This window comes from Anaerocolumna sp. AGMB13025, from assembly GCF_029689925.1.
Lineage (GTDB): Bacteria > Bacillota > Clostridia > Lachnospirales > Lachnospiraceae > Anaerocolumna.
In genome coordinates, this window is record NZ_CP121445.1 from 4,670,243 (window position 1) to 4,686,191 (window position 15,949).

Genomic DNA, 15,949 nt, shown 5'->3' on the forward strand with positions numbered 1-15,949 from the left:
ATGTTAAATCTGATCTTAATAGTATTAAATATTACTACCAGTAAAGAATTATACACTATTATAAAAATAATACCATTACGTAAGCTTTAATTAGTTTTACATTTTGATAAAGAACTATTACAAATAAATAACATGAAACTAGTAAATAAGACAAAATGCGCTGTTTTTTTAAACAGTTATTTAATTATATTGTAATAACCTAATTTCTGGTATTCGAATGCCCTCTTATTGTATCTGCGCTGCAGTGGGGGATTAAAGAACCTGTGTCCGCCGGGCACACCGAAAAAGCAGGATGTTTTGTTTTACCAAAACTTCCTGCTTTTTCGAATTCAATGCAATTTAACTCTGTTTACACCTTACAGCTTGAATTTTTCCACACTGATGGAAAGTCTCTTAGAACTGTCTTCAAGTTCTGCCATGGTATCTGACACCTGCATAGACCGCTGCATTACCTCAGAGGCTTTTACTGCTATGTTTTGAGTTCCCTGGGCTCCTTCATTGTTGGAAATTGAAACTTCATTGATTGATTTTGCCATTGTCTGAATTGAGGCATTCAACTCCTCTGCTGTTGCACCAAAATCAGTAACCAGTTCTTGTACCGCTTCGGCATCCACATTGTACTGTTCTCCGATTAAAACCATGGTTTTGTAGTCATTAATAACCGTTGAATCAATGAATTCCAAAGCTTTTTCAGAATTTTCTGCCAGACTTTGGACAGAGGTAACTACCCGTTTCGTTACATTCTGAATTTCATTTATGGTTCTATTAGAATTCTCAGCCAAGTTTCTGATTTCATCTGCCACTACAGCAAATCCCTTACCAGCTTCCCCTGCTCTGGCAGCTTCTATCGCTGCATTTAAAGCAAGAAGGTTAGTCTGAGATGTGATCTGCAATATAGATTGGGTCAATATATCGATTTGTTCAACTGCTTTTGACTCTTCGATTGATAATCTCATATCCTTGTCAATCGTCTGATGGATGTCATGTGCTGACTTTTGGGATACCAATGCATTATTTTTCAATTCTAGTGCACGCTTGCTTATTTCTGCTGCAATGGAGGAACCATTCTGTGCTTTTGCTGCCATTGCTTCTATCGCACTCTCGATTTCTACAGAGGTTGCATTCATTTCCTCTGCTGTTGCGGCTGTCTCTTCCATTCCGGCAGATATTTCTTCTGTAGTAGCAGAAACCTCCTCAATTTGCGTGGCCAGCTCAGATAAATTTCTGTTTGAACTCACAACATTGTTTTTAACATCCTTCGCTTCCTCAATTACATTTTCCAGTACCGATTTCACCGATTTACTCATTATTTCAACACTCTTTGCAAGTAATCCGATTTCATCTTTTCTTTTAAGTACTTTTTCTGAAATGCTCCTTGAAAAATCGGCACCTGCCAATACTTTTAGATAATCGGCGGAGGTTTTAATTGGCTTGGATACATAATTTGAAGCAAAAAACGATAAAACAATAATAATTATAATTGTTATTATAATAACAATCCCGGATAATTGAGTTGTCTTGTTCAGCTCAGAATAAACTTCACTGGACGGAGCCATAGCCACTACCCGCCAGTCAGTGCTTGGAACAACACTATAAGAAGCTATTTTTTCAACCCCATTATCATCCGTATAGGTAAAAAATCCGTCATTTTTTTCCAGCATTTCCTTATATACTTTACGGGTCGATTCACTAATACCTAAATCAAATACGTTTTGTCCAATTAACTTCTCATCAGGATGGTATATTAAATCACCTGTCTTTGATATCAGAAAAACAAAGCCTGTTTTTCCAATTTTTATATCCCCCAGAGTATTCTCAAATGCCTTAACTACTATATTACTTTGTATAATACCCTGAAAGTTACCAGCGTTATCTAATATGGGAACGGCTACGGATATCATACGGTTCCCGGTCGCCTTACTGACAAGAACATCACTTATTACAGGCTTTTTCGTTTCCTTTGCCTTTTTAAAATGATCTCGTTCAGCTACACTGATCTTTTCCCCATTTTGATTGATAGAATTTCCGTCTTTATCCGAAACAACAGAGGTTTCTACTTCAGCATCACTTTCACCGATTACCTTTTGGATTTGCATTATATCATTTAAATTCATCTCTTTAAACTCAGGATGTGCTTCTAAAAGTGATACAAGCTGATTAACCTTGCCATTTACCCAGGTATCCATTTGCTTGGCATTTGAATTAACAAGTTGCACTTCCTCTGCTTTTAAGTTAGAAGATATGGTCTGAGTAAATCTTTCAATTTGAAAAATCGCCAGAATCGCCAGGGGGATAATAGCTACCAATAACAGAATAGACATCAATTTAAATCTTAGTGAATGAATTATCTTCATAATTACCTCCGAAATAAGAATGTTTTGTTAAGATTTTATGGCATTATTAGCCATCAGAAAATTATGAGCTATTAACTCCTTCCCTTTTATTTTTGCGAACGAATAAAACATGGATATCCTTATAACCCTTTGTATGCATACTTACCTATCTACTATTAATTATATTACGCATTTTTTATTTTTCAACATTTTTCTACACCATACGACTTTTTTATGAAAATTTATCCATATTTTATGCTTTCTTCGAAAATAATTGTTATATTTTTCACGATTACTGTCCTGTTACGGCAACCTTACGTTGTAAACTCCTATTTGATACAAAACAGTTGTTGCTTCACAGATAATGTATATCATCATTCGGAACAGAGTGCTTTCTATTTTACGAGGATAGTTCAGAGAACTACTGTAAAAGAGCAAAGAATCTGGCTTGCCAGACTCTAGCGCTGACACGCAGTCACGACAGTGACAATCTTCCTTAAGTGGGTCATGAGTTAGAACTTTCATAGAAATTAAAAAAAGCTCTCTCCGAAATGGAAAGAACTTTTTATACGATCAATTTACTGCTGAATTATTCCAAAAATGCACCGTTGCGTTTTAGTATCTCTCTTAATTTGCTAATATCAATTGCTCTAACCTCATTATCCGGAGTATCACAGGCCAGTCTGGCAGCCGTTCCGGCAGCCTGACCTGTTACCAGGCATACCGGCATGACCCTTATACTGCCTTGTACTATATGCTCACAGGAGATGCTCCTTCCTGCCACCAGCATATTTTTGAGGTTTTTGGGGATTAGGCTTCTATAAGGAATTCCGTGGGATTCTCCGTCTAAATACCCTTGATGCCCTTCCTGCCCATTACTCTCCCCTCTTAGCAGTTTCTCCCGTTCTCTTATTGAATGGTGGACATCTAAAAAGTAACAGTTACGGCCGATTTCATCCGGGAAGCTGCGCCGCTCCATATAATCTGCTAAAGTTATTGTATATTCGCCAATAATACGTCTGGATTCCCGGATTCCCATAGCAGGTGCTGTTGCAGCCAGAAAGGAACCTCCAAAGACCTCCGGCAGATATTCCTTAAGGCCCTGATGATATTGGTAAGCAATTTTACGTCCTTCCATCATGGCTTTTGATACACAAAAAGGATCTGCTGCATCCACATCCCATATATGTCCTGCATTAAAACCAACGGTTCCTGGTCCGATTACTGAATTACAGCAGTGAGGGTCCGTTACCAGAGGATATTTTTCGGATCTGGCAATATCATAAACCGCGCTGTCTTTATTATTCATATGAAGAAAAGGCATATTACGGTAATGATAATCATCTACATTCGCGATCATAAAGCAATGGGTCGTAGGCTGGACTTCATGATTTTCTTCTTCTCCATACTCAAACTCCAGACCAGACAGGGCAGCAAGATCGGCATCCCCGGTGCAATCGATATAAATCTTCGCTTTATAGGCTGTAATTCCTGCTTTATTGGCAGTAGCTATATAGTCAATCTTTTGTCCTTCACAAATGGCGGCAAGCACTTGGGTATAAAACAGCACTGTTACACCGGCATTGGTGACAAGCTCATCATAAACTCTTTTTAATGCCTCTGGGTCAATGGGAACCCAATCCAAATCCTCCTGCTTAACGTGCTTCATTTCTGCTTTGGCTTTTTCAAAGACTTCAAGAGCAATACCGCGATAAACGATTTTCGTTCGGTCGGAAAATGGGCACCACGCAGGTACCAGACCATTGGTTCCCATTCCTCCCAGGGCTCCCGCTGCTTCTATTAATAATACACTGGCTCCTTCCCTGGCGGCTGCAATGGCAGCCCCACAGCCGGAAGGTCCTCCCCCGGCTACGATGACATCATATTGATCGTTTAGAGGTATTTCCCTGGAAAAGGGTATATTCATTTTACTCACTTCTTTCTTTCCTTACTTTCTTTCCTTACTATTTTTACTTTCTTAATCACTATTCTCTTGACCTGTGATTCGTTACTCAATAAACGATTGTCATAATAGAGTGGGGGCAAATTGTAAGATCACAGATATTGTCATTGTCCCAGAGCTTAAATTCCCGGGAAGTTTCTGTTTTGTTTAAGACCAGTACAACCTTTTCCCCCTCTGGATTCACGAACGCTGTAACCTCAAGCTGATCCGTATACCGGGAAACCACAACCCGTCTGGCCCCTTTTTTGATAAAACGGCTGAAATGTCCGATGTAATAATAAGAAAGCTTCACTTCAATTTCATCGTTTTCCACATCGCACATAACCGGTGCATCACAGAAATTATTCACATGATTTGGTCCGCCAAGCGAATCCAGAATTACATTCCAGTCCATATAAGCATTCATACCGGAATTCAGATTTCCGATCATATCATGTGCATAATGTTCTGCCACTGATACCTGGCTTGGGTTTCTATACTTGGAATACTCCGCACAGCCTTCGGAAAAAAGCAGTTCTTTCTCAGGATATCTATCCCTTACCAGCTGTAATGCTTCAAAATGATCCCCTGAATACCAGTGAAAGGCTACCCCGTCAATGGCTGCATAAGCCTCCTCTCCTGAGATAGAAGCCCTGGCCCTGTCATATACCCGTTCCTTGTTATGATCCCATATATTAATCTTAACCTCAGAAAGACCCTGTTTAATCAGTTCTTTCTTCAGGTAATCACAGGCAAATCTCTTTTCCTCCTCTGCTGTAAAGATACAGGAATCCCATTTTTGAACCGCTTTGGGTTCATTCTGGACGGTTAATCTGGTGATTTCAATTCCCTGCTTTTTGTATTCTTTCAGATACCTGACAATTACTTTTGCCCAAGGTTCATAATATTCTTCTAAAAGCCTGCCTCCCTGATTCATCTCGCCATTGGATTTCATAAAGGCAGGGGGACTCCAGGGACTGCCTAAGAACTGTATTTCTGGATTCTTACTTAACGCTTCTTTTACATAAGGTATTACGTATTTTTCATCCTGAGAAATAGAAAAACTGTTCAGTTCCGTATCCGCCTCATCTGTTACGTAGGAATTGTTACCCAAAGAAAAATCACAGCTTTGAATATGCAGTCTGCAGAAATTATAATTATTTCCCTGCTCCCCGAAGTACAGCGCTGTAAGTTTTTCCTGCTTTTCCTTACTCATCCGGTAATAGGTATAGGCTGCTGCTTCTGTAAGTGCTCCTCCAAAACCCAGTATCTCCTGTCTTACTTCCTCTGCATATACCTTGATTAATTTATTCTCTGCTTCATAATCCGTATAAAATTCTTTCTCCGTCCTTACCATCTGCTGTTCTGCATTGGATGTGTAAATATTCATATCTTAATCTCCTCGTATTACCTGTAGTTTCAGGATTTCTTTCTGATATAAAAATGGGGGGTTAACACCCCCATTTTTACATACAACTACAAACCTCTCATAAAGCTGTAGGTAGAACAGTCTTTATTTATAGCCGAATTCTACACAGTGTGCAAGCCACTGTTCTTTATAGCTGTCCTGGATTTTCTTAAGTCCTGCGGCATCCGCTTCTTTTAAGAATTCATTGATGGAAGCCTCTACATCCTCTACAAGACCGGCTTGTATCGGTGTCAGGTACTGGGCAATAACGGAATTTAAGTTGGCTCTTTCAATTTCATAGGATGAATAATCTTCTATAAAACCGGTAGTCAGACTTTTTCCCTCCCATTTACTTTTTGCTGCAGCTGCATCATAGGAAGCAATCATATCATCATATGCCGTGTCACCGGTGGGTTTCATTTCTTTCTTTAAGAGGTGATTTCTTAAGTCCCAGGTATTCATGTTCTCATAGCTAAAACCGGAATCCTTGATTTCTTCATAATATTTACCCTCAATAAGGTTCCAGTGCTTACCCTGTATACCATACTGAACCAGATCATTCGCCTTCTCGTCTGTCATTAAAAAGTCCAGTGCGATCAGTGCTCTTTGGGGATCTTTAGAGTTGTGGGGGATAACAGTTGCATTCTGCAGAGGAGAAGCCGGTGCGATGTTGCCATTAACAAGACCATAGGTTACATATCCAACCTCCCAGTCCGGATGCTTATCCTTTGCCATATTATAGGATCCAATCCATTTATCCTGATTCATGCCGCCAACAGAAGCTACGATTAAGCCTTCATCAAAGCTGTCCTCTTCCGTCTTTGACAGGGAGCTTTTTGACCAGAATCCCATATCTGCCCATTTTTTTAACAGTTTCATATTATCTATGAAATCCTGTGATCTCCAATAATCCATTACCTGCATAGGGGAATCATAGGAAACCAGTAAACCATAGTTGGATAAAGCCTTACTATATTTCAAGTCGAAAATTGCGTTCATATAAAAGGCATCACTGTAATTATTGGATACCGTGATAGGAGAAAGAAGTCCCTGGTCCGGGTCGTTTTTCTGAATCCCGCTTATGTAGGCTTCAAAATTTTCCAGGGTGTTTGGAACCGGAAGGTTATATTTCTTTCTTAAATCCTCACGATAACGGATACCGCTGGCTGCATAGGTTTTCTGGTCTGCCGGGACACAATAAAGTGCACCGTCAACCTTACACATATCAAGAATTTTTTGGTCAATTAAGCCGGTTATGTCTGGAGCATACTCCTTTAGCAAATCATCTAGTGCATAGAATGCACCTGTTTTAGCCAAGGTACTATAGTTGGTCCAATCGGCAGCATACATTAAATCGCATTGTTCACCGGAGGATAAAACCAGGTTATACTTCTGGGACCAATCGGTCCAGGTAGTAAATCTGAATTCGATGGTGGTATTGATTTTTTCCGTTAAATATTTGTTCAGTTCGTCTACTACTGCCTGATAATCCTTTCCAGGATCACCCACCAGGTAAAAAACTAAATTAGCTGGCTGAGAAAGATCATATCTTACCTTTGGATCACTTGAGTCCGAATTAGCGGTCTCATTACTTTCACTTTGTTTTGTTTCTGCTTCTGTGGCGGTGTTGGTGCCTTCCACACTTGTAGAAGCCTTGCCTTTGCAGCCCACCAAAGTAAGGGTCATGCATAGTACCAATAGAATACTGATCATTTTTTTCATTACATTTCCTCCTATAATATATATTTATATTAAGCACATATGGTGCCAAATATCAACCCTTTACCGCCCCTACGGTAATTCCGGATACAAAGTATTTTTGCAGGAAGGGGTATAACAGGATGATTGGTCCTGTCGCGATTACTGTCATTGCCAGCTTTGTAGACTCGGTAGGAACCTCTAGAACAATACCTGAGGTAAGTGCCAGATCCCTGATTGCCTGTGCCCTGTTTAAAAGGTTATACAAATAGAACTGGAGCATGTATTTGGAAGCATCGTTTATGAATAAGGAGGAACTCAGCCAGTTATTCCAATAGCCAAGGGCCAGGAATAAACCAATGGTAGCAAGAGCCGGACCAAGTACCGGCAGTACGATTTTCCAAAAGATACTGACATGTCCCGCTCCGTCAATCTTTGCTGCTTCCGTCATTTCCTCCGGAACGGAGCCTTTGATAAAAGTCCTCATAAGAATAATGTTATAGGAAGAAAGAATTCCCGGGAGCCACAGGGCCGTTAAGGTCCCATGGAGATTAAGTATCTTTGATATCGTAATATACCAGGGTATTAATCCTCCTCCGAATATGGTGGTAAAATAGATCATAAAGGATATTCTGTTCTTATACTTAAATTCTTTTCTCGATAATACATAAGCAGTAACAGTAGTAACGAGTAATCCCACTCCGGTACCGATTGCTGTAACAAATACGGTTACCTTATAGGCATTTAGGATATCCCTTGGATTCTCCATAATGAGTTTATAGGCATCAAGTGAAACTTTTTTTGGCAGCAAACTGTATCCATCGTGGAGTATGGTACTGTTTTCAGTAAGGGACCCCGATACGATTAATAGAAAGGGCAAGATACATACCACTGCAAGTATCGTTAAAAATATGTATGCGATCAGGTCAAAGGTAATGGTATACCCTGACTTCTTTATTTTTCCTGCTTTATTTCTCCTGTTAAATTTCATACCCACTGTATATTCCTTTCTGTTATAAATTCTATCCATAGAATGGTTTTCTTCTGCAGCACCCATCTGTCTGTTTTATTAAATCAGAACAATGCATAGTCATCATTTTTGCGCTTTACGATATAATTCGTAAGAACAATCGTCACAAAGCCAAAGATGGACTGGAACAGACCTGCCGCGGTACCCAAACCGTTATTCAGTGGATTTGTCATGGTAAGCCGGTATACATAGGTATCAAAAATATCCGTTGTATTATATAAAAGCCCGTTATTCCCAACTGTCTGATAGAATAGATCAAATTGTCCACGCATGATATTACCCAGAGAAAACAATACCAGGATGATGAAGGTGGTTTTTAGTAACGGTAAAGTAATATACCGAATCTGCTGAAAGACGTTGGCCCCATCCACCTCCGCTGCTTCGTAATAGGTCCGGTCAATACCTAATATTGCTGCAAGATAAACCACTGACCCATAACCTACCCCTTTCCATAATTCAAAGAATACAAGGATAAAGGGCCAATAACCCGGATTGTTATAAAAATCAATACGTCCCAAGCCAATGGAGGACAAAAAGGTATTGACTGCACCGGTTTCATAGGTCAGCAGGTTATACACGATTACATTCAGCAGTACATAAGATACAAAATGGGGCATGAATATCAGGGTCTGATTCAGTCTCTTGAACCATTTGCTGGTAATCTGACTGATTAATATAGCTGTCAGTATCTTGAATAGATGCCCTAAGATGATAAATACCAGATTATAAAGCACTGTATTCCTTACCAGCTTTAAAAGATCTGCTTTCCATATGTATTCAAAATTATCAAACATAACAAAAGGACTGGTCCATAATCCATCACGGAAATTAAATTTTTCAAAGGCAAAATAAATACCTGCCATGGGAAGATAACTGTTTACAATAAAATACAGGATTGCCGGCAGCAGCAGTACAAATAGAATCCAGTTTCTTTTTAATTCCAGGAAAAAACCCGGCTCTTTATACCGATTACGCTCGGGTGCTTCCAGCTGTTTGATTAAAACAAAACCTGCCACCGAAATTATTATAATTACAAAAAGCAGAAAGGAATGATAAAAAACGTTGACCAGCCCCAGTACTGCATTCGAATAAATGCAAAACCCAATTATGGACAGGCTTAGTAAGATATTAAAAACCATGGCATATTGTCCGGCTTCATAGATTTTGATATTATTCCCGGTATTGCTGTACTTTTTAAATTTCAGTAAATACACGATATTTAATATAACAGTAACAACTGTTACGGCGAATATAGCCATGGCAAAAGCACCCTGTTTTCCATTGCCGCTTCGATAGACAAAGGACAGTATATTAAGTGTAGAGTAACCTGTACTTAAGCTGTCTTTTAAGCTGTCTTGCTTTAGGACCAGAAGGAGACTTTCTGCGTCCCTTATTTTGATCGTCCTTACCAAGGTAAACAAAAGTATTGATATCAGTGAGACTGCATAAGAAATCCATATACCTGCCTTTTTACCTCTGTAAACACGTTCTGCAATACTGCCGCCTCCGCCTGTAAGGGCAGCACTACTTTCTTTCTTTACCTTTTTCACACTAACTCCTATCTGTGCTCTCCGGCACACGTACCAAAACGGACGTATATGTAATAAATTTTCTATTTACTTTCCCAACAAAATACCGCTCTTATTTTCTGCGGTATTCATTGGGAGTTACTCCATTGACCTTCTTAAATACCCGGTAGAAATAGGAGGAGCCGGTAAAACCAACCTTTTCTGAAATCTCATTTACCGACAGGGCACTTTCCACCAGCAGTACCCTGGCATGCTCCATCCGTTTCTCCAAAAGGGTTTCGTTAATTGTATTGCCCGTATATTGTTTATAGATACGGCAGATATAGGCGGCAGACATCCCTACCTCCTCTGCCAGCATTTCGATTGACAACAGTGGATTTTTGTATTCTTTCTCTATCAGAAGGTTGATGTCTGCTATGACCTGATTCAACCTATCTTTTTTCTTGTTCTCCATATCCTTTGCAATCTGTAAGAATAACTCTTTAAACTTCTCGTTCCTCTCCTCTAATGAATCACACTCCTGTAATAAGTTGGTCAGCAGGAGGGAACTAGTAAGAGAATGGAGGGAACTGTTTTTCATAATAAGATTTACAACATTTGTTATCATAAAAATTAAGCGGCTAATTACCATGTTATAAATTACCACCGGATAATCATAGGTTTCTGTTACAATTGCCAGATATACTTCCTCCGCTTCTTTTGCCCTTCCGTGAGTAAGGCATTCCAGAAGCTGTTTTTCCCTGCTTTCCGGATATTCATAGTTTTGTACCTCTTTCATCTTAATATCCGAATAATGAACAATACTGCTTTCCTTCCAGAAAATACTTCCGGACAAAGCTTCTTCTATCTGTTCATATTGATAAAACAGCTTATCCGGATCTTCTTCAAAATCGCTAAGGGCAGCAGATACGGATATTTTAAAATATTCCTGTACCAAATGCTGCATCTGTATCAGATGTTCATTCAGTATTTCCTTTGCTTCATTACTCGTTAGAGATACAAAAATCAGATTTTTGTCCAGGCTCATATTCAGGCAGTACATAATGCAGTTATCCTGCATTAATTCAGTTAAAATATTTACCGCCGCAAATTTATAGGCACTAATCAGCTGGGAATTGGAGGTTTCCAATAGATATTGGTAATCATCTACTTTGATGCATAGCAGAACCAGTTTCTGTTCCCGTTTAAAAGGTATCCCCAAAAGTGACAGCAAATCCGCACCGCTTTTACGCTCACCACTGTTTTCAAAGCCGTTATTTTCCAGCAATTCCTTTAGTTTGATGTTTTTTGTCAGGGTTTCGGTACGGCGTTTTTCCCTTAACAGGGCCGTAAAGTCCTTTGACATCACTCTGATCGGATTTGATAACCGGTAAGAACAGATGAAAGCAGCAATCAAGCCGGCTCCTGCAATTAATAGTGTTATTCCAATGGTTACGGACTGCAGTTTCTTCACTTGGGCTAATAAATCATTGTAATTAATAAGGCTTACATTCCGAAAGCCGTATTTATCCGTGTCAGTAAAGATCACCACCGACTTTATGCCGTTAATTTCATCCAGAAAATATCCTGCTTTCTTCTTATTCAGAATTTTGCCGTAATCAAATTTCTCTTTCACATTATCAAGTACCTTAAAATTACTGGAATTTGAATATATTACACTTCCGGTGCCGTCCACTACCAAGGATTCAGTACCAGGATATCCTGTCCTGCTTTTCGGAAATAAATACTCTGATTCCAGATTCAGCATAATAGCACTTCTTTTCTTGTTATTCTTGAAAATATCGTACATGATATAGGTATAAACACATTTGGTGGTTTTGGCATTGACCTGATAATATCTTGGTACAACAATAAAGGGAGTAAACTCCGTACAATGTTCTATCATTGCGGCTGCGGAAGTGTCATAAAAGTTCGACTTGGTATAATAATCTGCATTCCAGGGCCTGATTAGCTCATTTTCATTCGTCACATTGTAAATTCTTTCATTTTTCACATTATAAACATAGATAGAATCTACGTTAGGCATAGTTACCAGAAAATGCCGCAGCTGAAGGAAGGCAGCGCTTTCCTCAACTGCACTGATTTTTTCATAGGTAAGGAGCTTTGTAACGGAGATGTCATTGTAAATCTGATATAACGTATTCAATGCAATATTGGCCAGTTGTAATCTCTGTTCTTCCTCGCTTTCCATTTTTTCCAGATTGATTTCATACTCATGCTTCATTAATATGGATTGAAAATTAACATAGAGAATTGATGATGTAATTAAAATTGCAATGACAACACAAAAAATAATTGAAACTGACACTTTTAAATAAATTTTACTTTCCTTTGCTCCTGTCTTCACGAACAACCTCCATGTCAATTGAGTTAGCACAATCATAGTATAATCACATAATCCTGTATACTTTCAATTCTTGTTTTTCATCTCCTTTTATTACTTTTGCACATGCACTTTTTTGATATAACTATAAATTCTTGTAATTTTCATCATATCCGGACTTTATTATTGGCTAATCTGCCTTATATTGATAGCAAAAACTGGAAGAGAGAAAAAAAAGAACACCGGAATGAACTGCCTTCCTAAGTCAGATCTAACATCTTACTAATAGGTTGGTAGTTCATTCCGGTATTCTTTTTTGTCAGAGATTCGCAGATTATAACTTATTATTATTTTCTTCGGTATTCATTTGGTGTTACGCCGTTTTCTTTTTTAAACACACGGTAAAAATAAGTCGAACCTGAATACCCTACACGTTCTGCAATTTCATTTACCGGCAGCTGGGTACCAAGCAGCAGTTCTCTAGCTCTGTTCATCCGTACTGCCCCAAGCCTTTCCATAATTGTGATGCCGGTATACTGTTTATAAAGCCTGCTCATATATGCATTGGACATACCAATGGAATCTGCCAGATAGTCAAGGGAAAAAGCCGCCTCTTGATACTCTTTCTCTATAATTGCATTTATCTTTTCAATAATCTGTTCCTGTTTATCGCTTTTTCTTCTCTCCAGCTCACCCTGGATGCGTTCAAATAATGCAAAAAATCTTTCATTTCTTACAGAAAGGCTGTCTGACTCCTGTATCAGATTGGACAGGGCAAAAAAACCGGCTGGGAAAATATCCAGTCCATTCTTTTTAAGGATAGTCACCACTCTCCCGATTGCAAATACCAGACGGCTGATAACCATATTATAAATAATAATCGGATATTGATTGGTTTCTGAGATTATTTCCTCAAAAATCATTCTTGCCTCCTGAGCTTTTCCAAGCATGAGGCTTTCCGTCAGCTGTTTCTCCCTTTGTTCGGGATATTCATATTGAACATCATCTTTAAGCTCTGATTCAGAAAGAAATATCAGATAACCAGACCCATAGAAAATAGTTCTGGTCAGGGCTTCCATTATACTTTCGTACTGCTCATATAAACAGTCCTTATCTTCTGTTGCCTGGCTTACAATAACAGAGAACGTAATTCCAAAATGCCTTTCCAGATAAGCTAACATCTCTTTTATCTGCTCTTTTAGCTCAGCTTGGGAAACCTCCTTCCCACATTGGAGGAAAAGAAGGCTTTTATCCATTCCCATCTCCAGATGATAGGTTTTTATCCCCTCTCCCAGCAAATCACTTAAAATATTAGAGGCAGCAAAATGATACGCCTGTATTTCCTCCGTTCCAAGGGTTTCCTGAAAGGATTTATAATTATCCAGATAGAAGCAGACTAAAAAAAGCTTATTTTCCTCCCTGGGTGTTAATCCAAGGAGGGATAGAAATTCCTGTCCTGTTTTTTGCTCCCCTTTCCCATCCAATCCGCCATTTTCCAGCAGTTCTGCCGCCTTTCTATTTCTATCCTGCCTTTGTAACTGTCTGTTTTCTCTTCTTAGATTCTTTACATCTTTGGACATACTTTGTATGGGTATGCTTAATTTTCTGGAAAAACTATAAGCAACCGCCATTCCGGCTCCTGCTAACAACAGGGTTATAAGAATACTGATGGTCTGCATCCGGTTTACCTGAGACAGCAGGTTATTGTAATTAATCATACTGATATATCTAAAGTTATGCTTATCAGGTCCGGTGAACATAATTACAGTGGGAACCCCTTCTATATCCGTGATATAATAGCCAGAGTCTTTCTCTCTGATGATTCCCTCCGGGTCAAAGCTTAGGGGAAGCTGACTGGTTACAGAAAATTGATCGGAGCTTGAATATACCACTTGGTTATGCTGATCAATGACCAGTTTCATGCTGTCTAAGTCATTGTCATAGCCCTGGAAAAGATATTCGGAATCCAGGTTCAGCATAACCGCATCCCGATGCTTATTCTCCACTGAGGTTTTATACATAATATAGCTGTAGACACATTTGGTTTTACTTCCATTCAGCGGATAAAATCTGGGCACCGGTATATAGGGCAGATACTCAGAGGTCTTATTAAGAATAGCAACTGCCGACCGATCATAGAACTTATTATCTTTTTTATCATAATCCGGATTCCAGGGTTTGTCTAAATCCGGTTCATTAAGAACACTATAGATTCTGTTATTACCTGCATTATAAACATAAATGGAATCGATATCCGGCACAGCTGTTAGATAATAACGTAATTGGAGGAAGGCAGCACTTTCATCCACCGCATTGATATTATCATAAGAAAGAAGCTTCATTACCGATATGTCATTGTATATCTGATATACCGTGCTTAGTGCCATATTAGACAGTTTTGTAATTCTTGCCTTTTCCGTTTCCATATTCGAAAGTCTGGCCTTATACTCATGTTTCATAAGTATGGATTGGAAATTAACATATAGTATCGTGGAGGTTAAAAATATAGCCACTACCACACAAAATATCATCGTAATATACAATTTCAGGTGAATCTGATCCTTTTTCTTTTCCATAATCTTATTATCTTGGTCAGGCATACTTTATACCTGGAAGCAAACTGATATAATCTGATACAGCCTTTATAGTATCTATCATATTGCACTCCTTCCCTTCTCTTTTCTGAATCCCGTAGGTGATATCCCACAAATTCCTGAAAACACCTTACAAAAATAGTTGGAATCCAAATAACCTACCTTTAAGGCAACCTCTTTTACGGGCAGGTCTGTGCTGTTTAGGTAGGTCTTGGCTGCATCAACCCGAAGAATATTAATATACTCTCTGATATTAACCTTCATCCTTTTTTTAAAGCTATGGTTTATGTAAGATATACTGCAATGACAAAAATCCGCAATGTCTTTTACTGATATTGTTTCACTGTAATTCCTCTTAATATATTCCAGCGTATGTGATAAGATATTATCTTCATTGGTATTAAATCGGATCTGATTTAAAAGACTGGGATAGGCTACCGTAAATTCCTCGTATATCCTGCCAAGATAATCTGCTCCTATACCTAATAGTCCCTTTATCTTATCTGCCTCCGGGACCTCCTCCCTTAAGGAACTCCGGTACAGCTTAAGAAGGGTGCTTTCTTTAAGGAAAGAGGTGTGTGCAAGCTTCTTTACACACCACTCACCAGCTTTATTATGGGAACGGAAGACTCCTGCATGGACCGTTCCGATTAACTGCCCGTTATAGAATATGGGCAGAATATATTCTTCGACTCCGCCATGACACATTCCATAGTAAATGCTCTGATTCACTCTGCATTTTTCTGCAATGGGTTTCTTCATGGACTGGCACTTGTCCCAAAGCCGCTTATCCGATTTAACCATCATACAATAAGGGTTGCTGTGTATCATATATGGTTGAAGAAGCTCTGTTAATTCCTTATCCATAAAGACAAATCCGGAAAAATCATTGATACAGATATGTAATCCATAATCTGCAGATATTTGCTGCAGATACTGCGCTAATACCATATAAGATTGTTTCGGCATATTTTTTCTCTCCCTTGCTTCCTTTATTTTAATCGATTTCTTATTACCAGGCAATAACCTTGCAGAATTTTTAAGAATCCTTACCGTATATTCAAGGCATTCTTCTAATCGTTTCGCTATAAT

At 38.8% G+C, this 15,949-nt stretch carries 9 protein-coding genes; all 9 read right to left on the bottom strand.

Features of this window, described 5'->3' with window-relative positions; all coding sequences use genetic code 11:
* Positions 1–356: 356 nt before the first annotated feature.
* Positions 357–2,354, bottom strand: coding sequence for a methyl-accepting chemotaxis protein (locus QA584_RS19280; RefSeq protein ID WP_278270733.1), 1,998 nt, complete (start codon positions 2,352–2,354; stop codon positions 357–359).
* 568 nt (positions 2,355–2,922) lie between these two features.
* Positions 2,923–4,260 (bottom strand): FAD-dependent oxidoreductase, encoded by a 1,338-nt coding sequence (locus QA584_RS19285; RefSeq protein WP_278275208.1) that lies wholly within the window; start codon positions 4,258–4,260, stop codon positions 2,923–2,925.
* Between the two features lie 85 nt (positions 4,261–4,345).
* Positions 4,346–5,665, bottom strand: a complete 1,320-nt coding sequence (locus QA584_RS19290; RefSeq protein ID WP_278270734.1) for a glycoside hydrolase family 30 protein — start codon at positions 5,663–5,665, stop codon at positions 4,346–4,348.
* A 123-nt stretch (positions 5,666–5,788) separates the two neighbouring features.
* The gene (locus QA584_RS19295; protein ID WP_278270735.1) at positions 5,789–7,405 is read right to left on the bottom strand and encodes an extracellular solute-binding protein; all 1,617 of its coding nucleotides are present in this window, start codon (positions 7,403–7,405) and stop codon (positions 5,789–5,791) included.
* Positions 7,406–7,457: 52 nt separating this feature from the next.
* Positions 7,458–8,411, bottom strand: coding sequence for a carbohydrate ABC transporter permease (locus tag QA584_RS19300; RefSeq protein WP_278270736.1), 954 nt, complete (start codon positions 8,409–8,411; stop codon positions 7,458–7,460).
* A 44-nt stretch (positions 8,412–8,455) separates the two neighbouring features.
* Positions 8,456–9,961: an ABC transporter permease gene (locus tag QA584_RS19305; RefSeq protein ID WP_278270737.1), complete on the bottom strand. Its 1,506-nt coding sequence runs from the start codon at positions 9,959–9,961 to the stop codon at positions 8,456–8,458.
* 91 nt (positions 9,962–10,052) lie between these two features.
* Entirely contained in the window at positions 10,053–12,287 is a 2,235-nt protein-coding gene (locus tag QA584_RS19310) for a helix-turn-helix domain-containing protein (protein WP_278270738.1), read from the bottom strand.
* A gap of 323 nt (positions 12,288–12,610) precedes the next feature.
* On the bottom strand, positions 12,611–14,863 hold the full coding sequence (locus QA584_RS19315; RefSeq protein ID WP_278270739.1) for a helix-turn-helix domain-containing protein: 2,253 nt from the start codon (positions 14,861–14,863) through the stop codon (positions 12,611–12,613).
* A 54-nt stretch (positions 14,864–14,917) separates the two neighbouring features.
* A complete protein-coding gene (locus tag QA584_RS19320; protein WP_278270740.1) occupies positions 14,918–15,826 on the bottom strand; it encodes an AraC family transcriptional regulator in 909 nt (302 codons plus the stop codon).
* Positions 15,827–15,949: the final 123 nt, after the last annotated feature.